Annotated in this window: 16 protein-coding genes; 12 read left to right on the top strand and 4 right to left on the bottom strand. The window is 65.2% G+C overall.

Translation table 11 applies throughout. The features are described from left to right. The first annotated feature begins 34 nt into the window (after positions 1–34). Positions 35–1,843 (top strand): dihydrolipoyl dehydrogenase, encoded by a 1,809-nt coding sequence (gene lpdA, locus ACZK1G_RS19380; RefSeq protein ID WP_049445918.1) that lies wholly within the window; start codon positions 35–37, stop codon positions 1,841–1,843. Positions 1,844–2,282: 439 nt separating this feature from the next. Here lpdA and ACZK1G_RS19375 read toward each other — a convergent pair whose 3' ends face one another. Continuing rightward, positions 2,283–3,101 (bottom strand): hypothetical protein, encoded by an 819-nt coding sequence (locus ACZK1G_RS19375; protein WP_101766120.1) that lies wholly within the window; start codon positions 3,099–3,101, stop codon positions 2,283–2,285. 458 nt (positions 3,102–3,559) lie between these two features. On the opposite strand from ACZK1G_RS19375, the gene ACZK1G_RS19370 reads away from it, so the two are divergent. From ACZK1G_RS19370 to ACZK1G_RS19330, 9 genes are all read left to right on the top strand, one after another. Then, a complete protein-coding gene (locus ACZK1G_RS19370; protein ID WP_014648497.1) occupies positions 3,560–3,925 on the top strand; it encodes a hypothetical protein in 366 nt (121 codons plus the stop codon). 31 nt (positions 3,926–3,956) lie between these two features. Continuing rightward, a complete protein-coding gene (gene atpB, locus ACZK1G_RS19365) occupies positions 3,957–4,757 on the top strand; it encodes a F0F1 ATP synthase subunit A (protein WP_014038569.1) in 801 nt (266 codons plus the stop codon). Between the two features lie 73 nt (positions 4,758–4,830). Next, positions 4,831–5,136 (top strand): F0F1 ATP synthase subunit C, encoded by a 306-nt coding sequence (gene atpE, locus ACZK1G_RS19360; RefSeq protein ID WP_005411133.1) that lies wholly within the window; start codon positions 4,831–4,833, stop codon positions 5,134–5,136. 106 nt (positions 5,137–5,242) lie between these two features. Beyond that, on the top strand, positions 5,243–5,713 hold the full coding sequence (locus ACZK1G_RS19355) for a F0F1 ATP synthase subunit B (protein ID WP_005419512.1): 471 nt from the start codon (positions 5,243–5,245) through the stop codon (positions 5,711–5,713). 2 nt (positions 5,714–5,715) lie between these two features. Beyond that, positions 5,716–6,243, top strand: coding sequence for a F0F1 ATP synthase subunit delta (locus ACZK1G_RS19350; RefSeq protein WP_032129048.1), 528 nt, complete (start codon positions 5,716–5,718; stop codon positions 6,241–6,243). Between the two features lie 44 nt (positions 6,244–6,287). Continuing rightward, positions 6,288–7,835 carry a F0F1 ATP synthase subunit alpha gene (gene atpA / locus ACZK1G_RS19345; RefSeq protein ID WP_014038567.1) on the top strand — a complete coding sequence of 516 codons (1,548 nt, stop codon included), beginning with the start codon at positions 6,288–6,290 and terminating at the stop codon, positions 7,833–7,835. A gap of 83 nt (positions 7,836–7,918) precedes the next feature. Continuing rightward, on the top strand, positions 7,919–8,782 hold the full coding sequence (atpG, locus tag ACZK1G_RS19340; protein WP_005411129.1) for a F0F1 ATP synthase subunit gamma: 864 nt from the start codon (positions 7,919–7,921) through the stop codon (positions 8,780–8,782). 38 nt (positions 8,783–8,820) lie between these two features. Next, positions 8,821–10,227, top strand: coding sequence for a F0F1 ATP synthase subunit beta (gene atpD / locus ACZK1G_RS19335; protein WP_010481327.1), 1,407 nt, complete (start codon positions 8,821–8,823; stop codon positions 10,225–10,227). A 113-nt stretch (positions 10,228–10,340) separates the two neighbouring features. Further along, a complete protein-coding gene (locus tag ACZK1G_RS19330; RefSeq protein WP_005419509.1) occupies positions 10,341–10,763 on the top strand; it encodes a F0F1 ATP synthase subunit epsilon in 423 nt (140 codons plus the stop codon). Positions 10,764–10,881: 118 nt separating this feature from the next. Here ACZK1G_RS19330 and ACZK1G_RS19325 read toward each other — a convergent pair whose 3' ends face one another. Then, entirely contained in the window at positions 10,882–11,265 is a 384-nt protein-coding gene (locus tag ACZK1G_RS19325; protein WP_101766119.1) for a GtrA family protein, read from the bottom strand. A gap of 83 nt (positions 11,266–11,348) precedes the next feature. Between ACZK1G_RS19325 and glmU the strand changes: the two genes are divergently transcribed. Both glmU and ACZK1G_RS19315 read left to right on the top strand, forming a co-directional pair. After that, positions 11,349–12,716, top strand: a complete 1,368-nt coding sequence (glmU, locus tag ACZK1G_RS19320) for a bifunctional UDP-N-acetylglucosamine diphosphorylase/glucosamine-1-phosphate N-acetyltransferase GlmU (protein WP_101766118.1) — start codon at positions 11,349–11,351, stop codon at positions 12,714–12,716. After that, positions 12,685–13,218 carry a GNAT family N-acetyltransferase gene (locus ACZK1G_RS19315; RefSeq protein WP_049445926.1) on the top strand — a complete coding sequence of 178 codons (534 nt, stop codon included), beginning with the start codon at positions 12,685–12,687 and terminating at the stop codon, positions 13,216–13,218. Before glmU ends, ACZK1G_RS19315 begins: the two co-directional genes overlap by 32 nt. 56 nt (positions 13,219–13,274) lie before the next feature. Here the strand turns inward: ACZK1G_RS19315 and ACZK1G_RS19310 are convergent, their stop codons facing one another. Both ACZK1G_RS19310 and ACZK1G_RS19305 read right to left on the bottom strand, forming a co-directional pair. Further along, on the bottom strand, positions 13,275–14,627 hold the full coding sequence (locus ACZK1G_RS19310; RefSeq protein ID WP_049445927.1) for a sensor histidine kinase: 1,353 nt from the start codon (positions 14,625–14,627) through the stop codon (positions 13,275–13,277). Beyond that, the gene (locus ACZK1G_RS19305) at positions 14,624–15,970 is read right to left on the bottom strand and encodes a sigma-54-dependent transcriptional regulator (RefSeq protein WP_101766117.1); all 1,347 of its coding nucleotides are present in this window, start codon (positions 15,968–15,970) and stop codon (positions 14,624–14,626) included. Before ACZK1G_RS19305 ends, ACZK1G_RS19310 begins: the two co-directional genes overlap by 4 nt. Positions 15,971–15,976 lie beyond the last annotated feature (6 nt).

The following is a 15,976-nucleotide window of genomic DNA, read 5'->3' as shown; positions in this document are numbered from 1 at the left end:
CGGCACCGCCGGGCGGGCACGAGGAAAACCCACCATGGCCACGATTGAAGTCAAGGTTCCCGACATCGGCGATTACAGCGATGTGCCGGTGATCGAAGTGTTGGTCGCCGTCGGCGATACGGTGAAGAAGGATCAGGGTCTGGTGACCCTGGAGTCGGACAAGGCCACCCTGGAAGTGCCGTCCTCGGCCGCCGGTGTGGTCAAGGAAATCAAGGTCAAGCTGGGCGACACCCTGTCCGAAGGCGCCGTGGTCGTGGTGCTGGACGCCGAAGGCGCCGCCGAAGCCCCGGCCAAGAGCGCCGCGCCGGCTCCCGCTGCGGCCGCCCCGGCCAGCAAGCCGCCGGTGACCCCGTCGCACCGCGCCCCGGCCGAACCGGCGGCGCCGAAGCCGGCGCTGTCCAGCGGCAAGCCGGCCGACATCGAATGCGAAATGGTCGTGCTGGGCTCCGGCCCGGGCGGCTACACCGCCGCCTTCCGCGCCGCCGACGTCGGCCTGGATACGGTGCTGGTCGAGCGCTACGCCAGCCTCGGCGGCGTCTGTCTCAATGTTGGCTGCATTCCGTCCAAGGCGCTGCTGCACGCCGCCGCGGTCATCGACGAAGTGGCCCATGCCGGTGATTTCGGCGTGGAGTTCGGCAAGCCGACCATCACCCTGGACAAGCTGCGCCAGTACAAGGAAAAGGTCGTCAACCAGCTGACCAAGGGCCTGGCCGGCATGGCCAAGCAGCGCAAGGTCCGCAGCGTGCAGGGCGTCGGCAAGTTCGTTTCGGCCAACGAGCTGGAAATCACCGCGACTGACGGCAGCACCCAGCTGCTGCGCTTCCAGAAGTGCATCATCGCCGCCGGTTCGCAGGCGGTGAAGCTGCCGAACTTCCCGTGGGACGACAAGCGCGTGATGGATTCCACCGACGCGCTGGAGCTGGCCGAAGTGCCGGGCTCGCTGCTGGTCGTCGGCGGCGGCATCATCGGCCTGGAAATGGCCACCGTTTACGGTGCGCTGGGCAGCAAGGTCACCGTGGTCGAGTTCATGGACCAGCTGATGCCGGGCGCCGACAAGGACCTGGTCAAGCCGCTGGCCGACCGCCTGAAGAAGCAGGGCATCGACGTGCACCTGAAGACCAAGGCCTCGGGCGTCACCGCCGATGCCAAGGGCATCACCGTGACCTTCGAAGCCGCCGAGGAAGGCCAGGCGCCTGCGCTGGCGCAGGGCACCTTCGACCGCGTGCTGGTGGCCGTGGGCCGCTCGCCGAACGGCAAGAAGATTGATGCAGAAAAGGCCGGCGTGCAGGTCACCGAGCGTGGCTTCATCCCGGTCGATCGCCAGATGCGCACCAACGTGCCGCACATCTTTGCCATCGGCGACATCGTCGGCAACCCGATGCTGGCGCACAAGGCCACGCACGAAGGCAAGCTGGCTGCTGAAGTGGCCGCTGGCCACAAGAAGGAATGGGTTGCCCGTGTGATTCCGTCGGTGGCCTACACCAACCCGGAAATCGCCTGGGTCGGTGTGACCGAGACCGAAGCCAAGGCCAAGGGCCTGAAGGTCGGCGTGGCCAAGTTCCCGTGGGCCGCCAGTGGACGCGCGATCGGCATCGGCCGCACCGAGGGCTTCACCAAGCTGATCTTCGACGAAGAGACCCACCGCATCATCGGTGGTGCGATCGTCGGCGTGCATGCCGGTGACCTGCTGGCCGAGATCGGCCTGGCGATCGAGATGGGTGCGGAAGCCGAGGACATCGGCCACACCATCCACGCCCACCCGACGCTGAGCGAATCGGTGGCGATGGCCTCGGAAATCTACGACGGCACGATCACCGATCTGTACATGCCGAAGAAGAAGTAAGGCGCCCGCGCCGTTCCGAACGAAAAGCCCTGGCCTCTGCCGGGGCTTTTTTTCTTCGATCAGTGCTGCAGCAAAGGGTGGGGCCGCTGCGCGGGTGGCAGGCATTTCGACAAATGTCCCCGTCGCCCGCCTGCGGCGGTCGCCTCCTCCTTTACTTTGTCCAAACGCCTGCCACCCGCGCAGCGGCTCGGCTTGCGGACAGTCGAGAGCCAGTACCAAAGCCGCCCGGATGCCTGACACGCGGGGTGAGAGGGGCTTGTGTGCGAAGTAAAGGAGGAGGCGTCGGCCGCAGGCCGGCGCCGGGGGACATTCGCACGCAAGCCCCTCTCTCCCCGCGCTCGACCAACCTGCTTCTCTGCTCGACGATGCAACAAAAAACGCGGCCCCGATGTTCCGGAGGCCGCGCCAGGAGAGAGGATGCCGTGGAAGGGGCGGGGGATCAGAACACGAAGCTGATACCGGCCACCGGGCCCTTGAATTCCTGCTTCAGGCCGACAGTGCCGTCGCTGCCCTTCTTGTCCACGTCCAGCTTGAACCAGTCGTAGCCGGCGAACACACCGAAGTTCTTGGTGAAGCGGTAATCGACGATGGCATTGGCGCGGCTCAGGTCGCCCTTGTAGTCATCGAAGCTGCCCCAACGCGTGTTCAGGTACTGGCCCTGCAGCGTGATCATCCAGCGCTCGCCCGGGGTGAAGGTCATGCGCGCACCCACCACCGGCGCGATGCCGTCAGCCTTCTCGTTGAGGAACTGGCCTTCGTAGACGGTGCCCAGGTCGGCGTAGCCCTTGGTGCTGACCTTGGCGTACTCGCCACCGATCTGCAGGCCGAGGTCGAAGGTGTCGGTATCGACGACCGAGTAATCGTAGACCAGGCTGGCCACCTGGTACTTCAGTTCACCCTTCACGAAGCTGCCGGCCGGCACGTTCTCACCGCCGAAGGAAATGCCCTGGTCGCGGGTCTCGCGGCGGTCCTTGTCGTACTTGAAGTAGTTGAACAGCAGGCGCTGGCGATTGCTGATGCGGAACATGCCATCGATGCGCGGCTCCCATTCCTTGCCCCCCAGCTTGAAGTCCTGGTTCAGGGAGACATCCTGGCCAGCCACATTGGTCTTGCCGCGGATCGTGTTGTCCGAATCGATGTTCATCGCACCCAGGCGGATGGCGAAGCGGTCATCGCCTTCGGCGGCATGGGCGGCAGTGGCGAACGAAGCACCGGCGGCGAGCAGGGAGAGGGCGAGCAGGGTGGGTACGGAGCGCATCGAAGAGTCCTTGCAGTGGTTCATCAGAATGAAAACCACTGTGCCGGACAGGCACGTCCACCATCCGTGAACGTATGGTCCACGAGGTGTGCACGGTTCAGCGCTGTCGCGACGATGCAAAAAGATGGCCCCGGAGCCGGGCTTCGGGGCCATCGTGGGACCTGCGGGGCGGAGCGTCGACGAGGTTGCTGCAGGCAGGTCGCAAGATCGGACCGGCGCATCCGGCGAAAGTTCCGCGCCTGCGACCAAAGTTCAATACTGCGGTGCAGCATCACGCGGACGTCATTGTCCCCTGGGTGGCACGCAAAAATGTAACCGTTACCGCAACTTGCGGCTTCCCGGGATGAACAGGCAGCGGTTGTCTCGCAAATTGTCCCATTGCTATAATTTGGCGGCTCGATGAGGCCCCCCTGCTGTAGCCGCCTCAGCCCTCCACTTGCAACCACGCGGGACGTCCTGTGCTGAACTCCGTTGATGCGGGTCGGCGACTGATGCTGCGCGCCGCGGTCTACCCGCTGGCCGCGGTCGCTGTCCTGGCCCTGGCCTTCCTGCTGGTGGGTCCGAAATATGCCCTCGGCGCGCTGGCGTCCGGTGTGGCCATTTCGGCCGGTGGCTGGGTTGCGGCACGGATGGCACTGGGTGGTGGTGCGGTGGCCGCAGGATCGGCGATGGCTCGCCTGATCATTGCGATCGTAGCCAAGTGGGTCGTGGTTTTCGGCGTCCTGCTGGTGGGGTTCCTGGTCTTCAAGCTGCCTGCATTGGCGCTGTTGGCCGGTATCGCCGTCGGCTTGATGTTCCAGGTCCTGGCCATGGCCAGGCGTTGACAGAATTCAATTAACTGAAGGTTCCGGACACATGGCGGGCGAGGCTCTAACCCCTACCAGCTACATCCAGCATCACCTGCACAACCTGACCGCACCGGTCGGCAAGGGTGAGGGTATGTTCTGGCATATCCACGTCGATACCTTCCTCACCGCTGTCCTGATGGGCCTGGTGATCGTTGTCGCGTTCTGGCTGGGGACCCGCAAGGCCACTGCTGGCGTGCCGGGCAAGTGGCAGGCCTTCGTCGAGATCTGCCTGGAGTTCGTCGACCGCCAGGCCAAGGACACCTACCACGGCAAGAGCAAGCTGGTCACGCCGATCGCCATCACGATCTTCTTCTGGATCCTGTTGATGAATCTGCTGAAGATGATCCCGGCTGATTTCATCGCCAAGCCGCTGGAATGGGTGGGCGTTCACTACTGGAAGCCGGTCCCGACCGCTGACGTCAACGCCACCCTCGGCATGGCCATCAGCGTGTTCTTCCTGATGCTGTTCTTCGCGCTCAAGTCCAAGGGCCTGGTCGGCTTCGTCAAGGAATTCCTGACGGCCCCGTTCGGCAAGTGGATGATGCCGTTCAACCTGATCCTCAACATCGTCGAGTGGCTGAGCAAGCCGATCTCGCTGGCGATGCGACTGTTCGGCAACATGTTCGGCGGCGAAATCGTGTTCCTGCTGATCTGGGTGCTGGGTGGTGCCGGTTTCTTCGGTGCCATCGCAGGTGGTGTGTTCGGCCTTGGCTGGATGCTGTTCCACCTGCTGGTGATCCCGCTGCAGGCCTTCATCTTCATGATGCTGTCGATCGTGTACCTGAGCCTGTCGGAAGACGCTCACTGAGTTTCAAGCTTCAACGCGTTTCAACCTTCATCCGTTTCATCACCCTTAGCAACTTAAGTTCCTGGAGATAACCATGTACTTCGCCGTCCTGACCAACTTCGCGCAGATTCAGAGCTCCACCGCCCTTGCCGTCGGCATCATGATCGGCCTGGCCGCGCTGGGCGCCGGTCTGGGTCTGGCCATCATGGCTGGTAAGTTCCTGGAGTCGGCCGCCCGCCAGCCGGAACTGATCCCGGTCCTGCAGGTCCGCATGTTCATCACCGCCGGCCTGATCGACGCCGCGTTCATCATCTCGGTCGCCGTTGGCCTGCTGCTGGCCTTCGCCAACCCGCTGTCGGCTGCCTTTGCTGGCGCCGTCACCAAGGCTCTGGCCGGCTGATACAGCGGTTTGAGACGACCGGGTGCTGATGCACCCGGTTTCGGATGAAGGCCGGATGCGCCGCTACGGCGGCGCGTCCACCCCGAAACCAGCGATCGAGCTAACCATGAATATCAATTTCACCCTTCTTGCGCAGGCGCTGGCCTTCGCTGGTCTGATCTGGATCATCGCGACCAAGATCTGGCCGCCGCTGATGAACGCGATCGAAGAGCGCCAGCAGAAGATTGCTGAAGGCCTCGCTGCTGCTGACCGCAGCCAGAAAGATCTGGCCCAGGCGCAGGAGAAGGTCAACGAAGCGCTGAAGGAAGCCCGCACCAAGGCTAACGAGATCATCGATCAGGCCCACGCGCGTGCCAACCAGATCGTTGATGCTGCCCGTAACGAAGCGATCACCGAAGCCACCCGTCAGAAGGAACTGGCCCAGGCTGAAATCGACGCCGCCGCCAACCGTGCCCGTGAAGATCTGCGCAAGCAGGTGTCCGCGCTGGCCGTGACCGGTGCCGAAAAGCTGCTCAAGCGCGAAATCGACGCCAACGCCCACAAGGCGCTGCTCGACGAGCTGGCCTCGGAGATCTAAGGATGAGCCAGGCCCTCACGCTTGCCCGCCCGTACGCCCGCGCCGCGTTCGCGACCGCGCGCGACGAAGGCGCGTTCGCGCCGTGGTCGGACGCCCTGGCGTTCTCCGCCCACGTCGCCGCCGACCCGCGCGTGGCGGCCCTGCTCGCCAACCCGGAGCTGGGTCGTGACGACGCCGTCGCCCTGCTGGCGCCGGTGTCCCACGGCGAGACCTACTCGCGCTTCCTGGCCATCCTGGCCGAATCGCATCGTCTGCCGCTGCTGCCGGAAATCTCCGGCATGTTCGACGCCCTGCGCGCCGAAGCCGAGCACGTGGTCAAGGCCACGGTGACCTCGGCTTCCGAGCTGTCGGCCGGCGAGCTGGACGCGATCAAGGTTGCGCTGCGCAAGCGCTTCAACCGCGAGGTCGACGTGACCACCGCGGTCGATGCTTCGCTGATCGGCGGCGCCGTGATCGACGCCGGCGACGTGGTCATCGATGGTTCGCTGAAGGGCAAGCTGGCCCGTCTGCAGACCGCGCTCGCTAACTGAATTCATTTAACGTCCGGCCCCGCTGCCGGCACTAGGACTTGACGATGGCAACCACGCTCAACCCCTCCGAAATCAGCGAACTGATCAAGAACCGCATCGAGAAGGTCAAGCTGGCCGCGGAATCGCGCAACGAAGGCACCGTGACCAGCGTGTCCGACGGCATCGTGCGCATCTTCGGTCTGGCCGACGTGATGCAGGGCGAAATGATCGAACTGCCGAACAACACCTTCGCACTTGCCCTGAACCTGGAGCGCGACTCGGTCGGCGCCGTGGTCCTGGGTGACTACGAGAACCTGCGCGAAGGCGACGTCGCCAAGACCACCGGCCGCATCCTGGAAGTGCCGGTCGGTCCGGAACTGCTGGGCCGCGTCGTGAACGCGCTGGGCGAGCCGATCGACGGCAAGGGCCCGCTGGGCACCGACCTGACCGCTCCGGTGGAGCGCGTTGCTCCGGGCGTGATCTGGCGCAAGTCGGTCGACCAGCCGGTGCAGACCGGTTACAAGTCGGTCGACTCGATGATCCCGATCGGCCGTGGCCAGCGCGAGCTGATCATCGGTGACCGCCAGACCGGCAAGACCGCCATGGCGATCGATGCGGTGATCAACCAGAAGGGCACCGGCATCAAGTGCGTGTACGTTGCGATTGGCCAGAAGGCCTCGACCATCGCCAACATCGTGCGCAAGCTGGAAGAGAACGGCGCGCTGGCCCACACCATCGTGGTGGCCGCGACCGCTTCCGAATCGGCTGCCATGCAGTACATCAGCGCCTACTCGGGCTGCACCATGGGTGAGTACTTCATGGACCGCGGCGAAGACGCGCTGATCGTGTACGACGATCTGTCCAAGCAGGCCGTCGCCTACCGCCAGATCTCGCTGTTGCTGAAGCGTCCGCCGGGCCGTGAAGCCTACCCGGGTGACGTGTTCTACCTGCACTCGCGTCTGCTGGAACGCGCTGCCCGCGTGTCCGAGGAATACGTCGAGAAGTTCACCGAAGGCAAGGTCACCGGCAAGACCGGTTCGCTGACCGCGCTGCCGATCATCGAAACCCAGGCCGGCGACGTGTCCGCCTTCGTTCCGACCAACGTGATCTCGATCACCGACGGCCAGATCTTCCTGGAAACCGACCTGTTCAACGCCGGCATCCGCCCGGCCGTGAACGCCGGTATCTCGGTGTCGCGCGTCGGTGGCTCGGCCCAGACCAAGATCATCAAGAAGCTGTCGGGCGGCATCCGTATCTCGCTGGCCCAGTACCGCGAGCTGGCTGCGTTCGCGCAGTTCGCCTCGGACCTGGACGAAGCGACCCGCAAGCAGCTGGAGCGTGGCCAGCGCGTCACCGAGCTGATGAAGCAGAAGCAGTACGCGCCGATGTCGATCGCCAACCAGGCGCTGTCGATCTACGCCGTCAACGAGGGTTACCTCGACGACGTGCCGGTCAACAAGCTGCTGGCGTTCGAAGAAGGCCTGCACGCCCACTTCGCCAACACCCAGGGCGAGCTGATCAGCAAGGTCAACGCCACCGGCGGTTGGGACAACGACATCGAAGGTGCCTTCAAGAAGGGCATCGCCGAGTTCAAGACCACCGGCAGCTGGTAATCCAGCGCTCGTAGAGCGGGGCTCGCCCCGCTCAAACGGTTGAACAACGCGGGGCATCAGCCCCGCGCCACGGGAAACAAGAGATGGCAAGCGGACGCGAAATCAAAACCAAGATCAAGAGCGTGCAGAACACCCGCAAGGTGACGCGCGCCCTGGAAATGGTCTCGGCCTCCAAGATCCGCAAGGCGCAGGATCGGATGAAGACCTCGCGTCCGTACGCGCAGGCGATGAAGCAGGTGATCGGCCACCTGGCCCAGGCCAGTACCGATTACCAGCATCCGTTCCTGGTCGAGCGCGAACAGGTCAAGCGGGTCGGTTTCATCGTGATCTCCTCCGATCGCGGCCTGGCCGGCGGCCTGAACAACAACCTGTTCCGCAAGATGCTGGGCGAAGCCAAGGCATGGCAGGACAAGGGTGCCGAAGTGGACCTGGTGACCATCGGCCAGAAGGCTTCGACCTTCTTCCGCCGCGTGAAGGTCAACATGGTCGGCAGCGTGACCCACATCGGCGACGTGCCGAAGCTGGAATCGCTGATCGGTGTGATCAAGGTCATGCTCGACGCCTTCACCGAAGGCAAGATCGACCGCGTGTACCTGGTCTACAACCGCTTCGTGAACACCATGGTGCAGAAGGCCAGCTTCGATCAGCTGCTGCCGCTGCCGCCGGCTGAGAAGCAGGTCGCTCACCACGACTGGGACTACCTGTACGAACCCGATGCCGCGACCGTGCTCGAGCACGTGATGACGCGTTACATCGAGTCGCTGGTGTACCAGGCACTGCTGGAAAACGTCGCCTCCGAGCATGCGGCACGCATGGTTGCGATGAAGGCGGCGAGCGACAACGCCAACAAGCTGATCGGCACCCTGCAGCTCGTCTACAACAAGGCGCGCCAGGCAGCGATCACCCAGGAAATCTCCGAAATCGTCGGCGGCGCGGCAGCAGTCTGACCGCGTTCGTTCAAAGCACACATTTAGAGGATGCAGCAATGAGTCAGGGCAAGATCGTTCAGATCATCGGCGCGGTCGTCGACGTCGAATTCCCGCGTGAGTCGGTGCCGAAGGTGTACGACGCACTGAAGGTCGACAACACCGAAATCACCCTCGAAGTCCAGCAGCAGCTGGGCGACGGCGTGGTGCGTACCATCGCCCTCGGTTCCACCGACGGCCTGAAGCGCAACCTGGTTGCCACCAACACCAACCGCGGCATCTCCGTGCCGGTCGGTGCTGGCACCCTGGGCCGCATCATGGACGTGCTCGGCCGTCCGATCGACGAAGCCGGCCCGGTGGCGGCCAGCGACAGCTGGGAAATCCACCGTGCGGCCCCGTCGTACGAAGACCAGTCCCCGGCCACCGAGCTGCTGGAAACCGGCATCAAGGTCATCGACCTGATGTGCCCGTTCGCCAAGGGCGGCAAGGTCGGCCTGTTCGGCGGCGCCGGCGTCGGCAAGACCGTCAACATGATGGAACTGATCAACAACATCGCCAAGGCGCACAGCGGTCTGTCCGTGTTCGCCGGCGTGGGTGAGCGTACCCGTGAGGGCAACGACTTCTACCACGAAATGAAGGACTCCAACGTCCTGGACAAGGTGGCGATGGTGTACGGCCAGATGAACGAGCCGCCGGGCAACCGTCTGCGCGTCGCCCTGACCGGCCTGACCATGGCCGAGTACTTCCGCGACGAGAAGGACGAAAACGGCAAGGGTAAGGACGTCCTGCTGTTCGTCGACAACATCTACCGCTACACCCTGGCCGGTACCGAAGTGTCGGCACTGCTGGGCCGCATGCCGTCCGCCGTGGGTTACCAGCCGACCCTGGCCGAGGAAATGGGCGTTCTGCAGGAGCGCATCACCTCGACCAAGAACGGTTCGATCACCTCGATCCAGGCCGTCTACGTTCCCGCGGACGACCTGACCGACCCGTCGCCGGCGACCACCTTCGCCCACCTGGACTCGACCGTGACCCTGTCGCGTTCGATCGCCTCGCTGGGTATCTACCCGGCCGTCGATCCGCTGGACTCCACCAGCCGCCAGATGGACCCGCTGGTCATCGGCCACGAGCACTACGACACCGCCCAGCGCGTCCAGCAGACCCTGCAGAAGTACAAGGAACTGAAGGACATCATCGCGATCCTGGGCATGGACGAGCTGTCCGAAGAGGACAAGCAGGCCGTGTCGCGCGCCCGTAAGATCGAGCGCTTCTTCAGCCAGCCGTTCCACGTGGCCGAAGTGTTCACCGGTTCGCCGGGCAAGTACGTGCCGCTGAAGGACACCATCCGTGGCTTCAAGGCCATCGTCGATGGCGAGTACGACCACCTGCCGGAGCAGGCGTTCTACATGGTCGGCGGCATCGAAGAAGCGGTCGAGAAGGCCAAGAAGATGGCCGAGAAGGCCTGATCCGGGACGGGCGGGAGCGATCCTGCCCGACCTGACGCCGGCGCCGGGCAACCGCCCGCGCCGGTGGACCCCCACGGTGGCATTGCGCCGCCGCGAACAGCGAAGAGATTTGCATGAGCACGATCCGTTGCGACATCGTCAGCGCCGAGCAGGAAATCTTCCGTGGCGAAGCGACCCTGGTCGTGGCCACCGGTGAGCTGGGCGAACTGGGCATCGCGCCCAAGCACGCGCCGCTGATCACCCGCCTGAAGCCGGGCAAGGTGGTGGTGACCACGCCGAACGGCGAGCAGCTGGATTTCGCCATTTCCGGCGGTATCCTGGAAGTGCAGCCGCAGGTAGTGACCGTGCTGGCCGACACCGCGATCCGCGCGCAGGACATCGACGAAGCCTCGGTCCGCAAGGCCAAGGAAGAAGCCGAGCGCATCCTGGCCAACCGCGGCGAAGCGATGGAAGTGGCCGAAGCCCAGCAGAAGCTGGCTGAAGCCGTCGTCCAGCTGCAGGCGCTGGAGCGCCTGCGCAAGAATCTCAAGCACTGAGGTTCGCGCTGCACCCACGAGAACGCCGGCCCTGTGCCGGCGTTTTTGTTTGGGGAGTGTGGCTGGGCCGATCGGGTAGCGTCGACTGTCAGCCGACGCTACCGATCCCGACGTCGTTTCAGCGATACACCACGTAGCGCATCAACAGGAACGACACGCACGCCAGCCCGCCTTCCACCAGCGGCTTGGCCAGCCAGGTGTACTGCAGGCCCAGCGCGTGGTCGACCAGGCTCACCAGCAATGTGCTTGCCGCGGTCAGCAGCAGCCACAGCCCGAAGAAGCGTGCGAAACGCCTCCAGCCCAGCTTGTGCGTGCCGGCCTCGGCAAAGGTGTAGCGGCCGTTGAGCCAGAAGCCCAGCAGCATGCCGGCCAGGCGTCCGGCGACGTTGGCCGGTGCGACCGGCATGCCCAGCGCGGTGGCGACCACGAACACCAGCCAATCGACCAGCAGCTGCACGAGCCCGATCACGAGGTAGGCGCTTCCCTGGCGGACGAGGCTCATCGGGATGGTGAAGGAGGAGGGATGCCCATGTTAACGGCCCACGCTCTAGAATCACCGGCAACGAATCACGGACTGCCGCTCCCATGACCCAAGCCCTGCACGTCATCATCCTCGCCGCCGGCGCCGGCAAGCGCATGAAGTCGGTGCTGCCGAAGGTGCTGCAGCCGATCGCCGGCCAACCGATGCTGGCGCACGTGATCGATGCGGCCCGCGAGCTGCAGCCGGCGGCCATCCACGTGGTTTACGGCCATGGTGGCGAGGCGGTGCGTCAGTACTTCGCCGACCAGCCCGATCTGCAATGGGCCGCGCAGGCACAGCAGCTCGGTACCGGGCACGCCGTCGCACAGGCGATGCCGCAGGTTCCCGATGCTGCGCAGGTACTGGTGCTGTACGGCGATGTGCCGCTGATCCGCGCGCGGACCCTGCGCGACCTGCTGGCGCAGCCGGGGCGATTGGCGGTGCTGGTGGCCGACGTCGATGACCCGACCGGTTACGGCCGCGTGCTGCGTGATGCGGAGGGCAAGGTGGGCTCGATCGTCGAGCAGAAGGACGCCACCGATGACCAGCTGCGCGTGCGCACGATCAACACCGGCATCATCGCCGCAGAATCGACCGCGCTGCGCCGCTGGCTGTCGCAGCTCTCCAACAGCAACGCGCAGGGCGAGTACTACCTCACCGATGTGTTCGCGTTCGCCGCGCACGAGTACACCCCGGCCGAGATGGCGCTGGTGGCCGACGCGCAGGAAGCCGAGGGGGCAAACGATCCCTGGCAGCTGTCGCAGCTGGAGCGCGCCTGGCAGCGCCGTGCGGTGCGTGCGCTGTGCGCACAGGGCGCACGCGTGCGCGACCCGGCACGACTGGATATCCGTGGCACCGTTACCGTGGGCAGCGACGTGCTGATCGATGTCGATGTCGTCCTTGAAGGCAACATCGTGCTCGGTGACGGCGTCACCATTGGTCCGTTCAACCGGCTGAAGGACGTCACTCTCGGCGCGGGCACCGAAGTACGCGCGCATTGTGATCTGGAAGGCGTGGTCACCGAAGGCGCGGCACTGGTCGGTCCGTTCGCGCGCCTGCGCCCAGGTACCGTGCTGGCCGATGGCGTGCACGTCGGCAACTTCGTCGAGACCAAGAAGGTCACCCTCGGTGTCGGCAGCAAGGCCAATCACCTCACCTATCTGGGTGATGCGGTGATCGGCAGCAGGGTGAACATCGGTGCCGGCACCATCACCTGCAACTACGACGGCGTGAACAAGTCGACCACCACCATCGGCGACAACGCGTTCATCGGCTCCAACAGCTCGCTGGTGGCACCGCTGACGATCGGCGAGGGCGCGACCATCGCCGCCGGCTCGGTCATCACCCGCACCGCTCCGGACGGCAAGTTGACACTGGCACGTGCACGACAGGAAACCATCGATGGCTGGAAGCGCCCGGTCAAGAAGCCCTGAACCACGCCTTCCGCACGCCGACGAGCTTGGCGTGCTGCCGGCGATCGAACAGCGTGCCGGTGAGCTGCTGAAGGGCCACGAAGCCTATCCGGTGTTCGCCGGCCACGGCCTGGACCTGCTGACCCTGCAGGACGGCCTTCAGCGTGGCCAGCTGTGGGTAGTCGATGCCGCTGATGGTGGCGTTGCGGGTTACCTGCTGGCTGGCGAACTGTGCGGTGAGTTCCATGTGCTGCAGATGGACGTGGACCCGGCGCATGCGCGTCGTGGCCACGGCCGTGCATTGCTGCGCCATGCCTTGGCGCAGGCCAGGGCTGCCGGCTTTGCTGCAGCGGTGCTGACCACCTTGAGCGATGTGCCGTGGAATGCAGCCTTCTATGCCAGCGAAGGGTTCGACGTAGTGCCTGAGGCGGAGTGGAACGACGGTCTGCGCGCAGTCATGGCCGAAGAGGCCGCGCTCGGCTTTCCGATGCACCTGCGGGTAGTGATGCGGCGCGTCTGGTAGGTGCCGACCTTGGTCGGCACAGCCACGCATGGCGTGGCTCTACCCGATCGGCCCGCTCAGCCCACCGGCAACAGGATCGACACGCACAACCCGCCATCACCGCGGTTCTGCAGCGACACGCGGCCACCGTGCGCTTCCACGATCTCGCGGGTCAGTGCCAGTCCCAGGCCGGTGCCATTGCGCTTGGTCGAATAGAACGGCATCAGTGCGTTCTGCAGCACCTGCTCGTTCATGCCCTTGCCGCGGTCCAGTACATCCAGGCGCAGCCACTGCGGCAGCCGCGTCAGTTGCACCTGCACGTCATCGTTGGGCGGATCGGCCTCGGCGCAGGCTTCATGCGCGTTCTTCAGAAGATTCAGCAGTGCCTGCCCGAACTGCGCGATGTCGATGCGGCTGCTCAGTTCCTCGTCCGGTTCGCGATCCATGGTGAACGGGATCTGCTGGCGCAGGCTGGACAGGAAGGGTGCCCAGTGCACGGTCTGCAGTTGCGGCTGCGGCAGCTTGGCAAAGCGCGCATAGCCACGGATGAAGCCTTCCAGGTGGCGTGCGCGGTCTTCGATGGTGGTGAAGATCTCGGGCAGCCGATCGAAGCGCTCGCGCTGCACCAGCACGCCACCGGAGTGGGCCAGCGAGGCGATCGGCGCCAGTGAGTTGTTGAGCTCGTGGCTGATCACCCGGATCACCTTCTTCCACGTCTGCACTTCCTGGCGGCGCAGTTCGGCGGTGAGCAGGCGTACCAGCAGCAGGTCGTGCGGACGGCCGTTGAGCTGGAAGGCGCGGCGCGACAGGTGATAGACCTGCTCGTCATCCTCGTCGCCGTCCTCGCCCTCGGCATGCACCGCGAACAGGCTGTCGCCGCCACGGGCGATGGCATCGCGCAGCTCCACCGGCACCTGTTCCAGCACCTCTTCCAGGCGCTGGCCCTCCAGCTTCCAGCCACCATGCAGCAGCTTGCGTGCGGCCAGGTTGGAGAACACCACGCGGGCGATGCCATCGCCGCCGGAAGCAATCAGCAGCATCGCCACCGGTGTGTTCTGCACCATGGTGTCCAGCAGCAGTTCGCGCTGCACCAGGCCCTGCCGCTGCTCGCGCAGTACATCGCCCAGTTCGCGGTGCGCCTGCACCAGGTCGCCCAGTTCGTCGTTGCCCGGCCAGTACACGCCGAAGTTGTACTCGCCGTCGCGGTAGCTGCTGGTGGTGCCGGACAGTGCACGCATCAGCGAGCGCACCGGTGCGGTGGCGCGGAGCAGGGTCCACCACATCAGTGACAGCAGGATCACCGCCGACACCGTGGTCACCACCCAGCCATGGTCCATCCAGTACGCCAGCAGCCACGGCAACGCGGCGGCCAGCGCCAGCACCGGCAGCAGGCGCAGGAACAGGCGGAAGGTGAACGAGCGCCGCTTCATTCGCGTGGGATGCCGTGCCGGTCCATGCGCCGGTACAGCGCCTGGCGGCTCAGGCCGAGTTCGGCGGCGGCCTGGGCGATGACGCCGTGGTTGCGCGCCAGCACATCCTCGATGCGCGCACGGTCTGGATCATTGCCGGCGCTCGGTGCCGGGCGCGGTGCAGGTGAAGCACGCGGCAGGTTCAGATCGGCCACTTCGATGTGGTTGCCGGTCGCCAGCAGCTCGGCACGCTGGATCACGTTGCGCAGTTCGCGCACGTTGCCCGGCCACGGGTGCCGTTGCAGGGCCGCGGTTGCAGCATTGGAAAGTGGCTTGCCGGCCGTCAGGAAGCGCTCGGCCAGCGGCACGATGTCGCCCGGGCGCTCGGCCAACGGTGGCAGTACCAGTTCCACCGTATTGAGGCGGTAATACAGGTCTTCGCGGAAGGTGCCGTCGCGGATCATCGCCGGCAGGTCGGCATTGGTCGCGCTGACCACGCGGACTTTGACCTGGCGTTCGCGATTGGAGCCCAGGCGCTCGAAACGACCGGTTTCCAGCACGCGCAACAGCTTCATCTGACCGCCCAGCGACAGGTTGCCGATCTCATCCAGGAACAGCGTGCCTCCGTCGGCAGCTTCGAATTTGCCCTCGCGCGCCTTGCTGGCGCCGGTATACGCGCCTGCTTCGGCACCGAACAGTTCGGCCTCGATCAGTTCCGAGGGCAGGGCGCCACAATTGACTGTGATGAACGAACCCTTGGCCACCAGCGAGTTGGCCTGGATGATCTGCGCGATCTTCTCCTTGCCAGCACCGTTGGGGCCGGTGATCAGCACCGGCAGTTCGGAGCGCGCGACCTGGCAGGCGAGTGCGATGACGCGCTCGCTGGCCGGATCGGCGAACACCGCACCGCACAGCTCGTACTTCTCTTCCAGCGCATTGCGCTGGCGCAGCTCGCGGCTGCGTCGGCGGTCCAGTTCGCGCCGTGCCTCGGACAACTCCAGCAGGTTGTTGACCGTGGTCAGCAGCTTGCGGTCGTCCCAGGGCTTGGCCAGGTAGTCGGCGGCACCGGCCTTGACCAGGTCCACCGCGCTGCTCAGGTGCGTCCAGGCGGTCAGCAGGATCACCGGCAGGTCCGGGTGGCGCGCACGGATCTGTGCGAAGAGGACTTCGCCTTCCTCGCCGGAGGTGGTGTCCTCGCTGAAGTTCATGTCCTGGATCACCAGGTCGACCGGCTGCGACTCGAGCAGGGCCAGCCCCTCGGCCGGGCTCTGCGCCTGCAGGGTGTCGATATCGTGCAGGGAGAACAGCACGTCCAGCGCGGTACCCACACTGGCGTTGTCGTCGATGATCAGGATCGAAGGCATCAAGCG

The sequence above is a fragment of the Stenotrophomonas sp. 109824_Sma genome (assembly GCF_056480025.1).
Note: the sequence above shows the minus strand (reverse complement) of the source record. Positions and strands in the feature narration are given on the sequence as shown.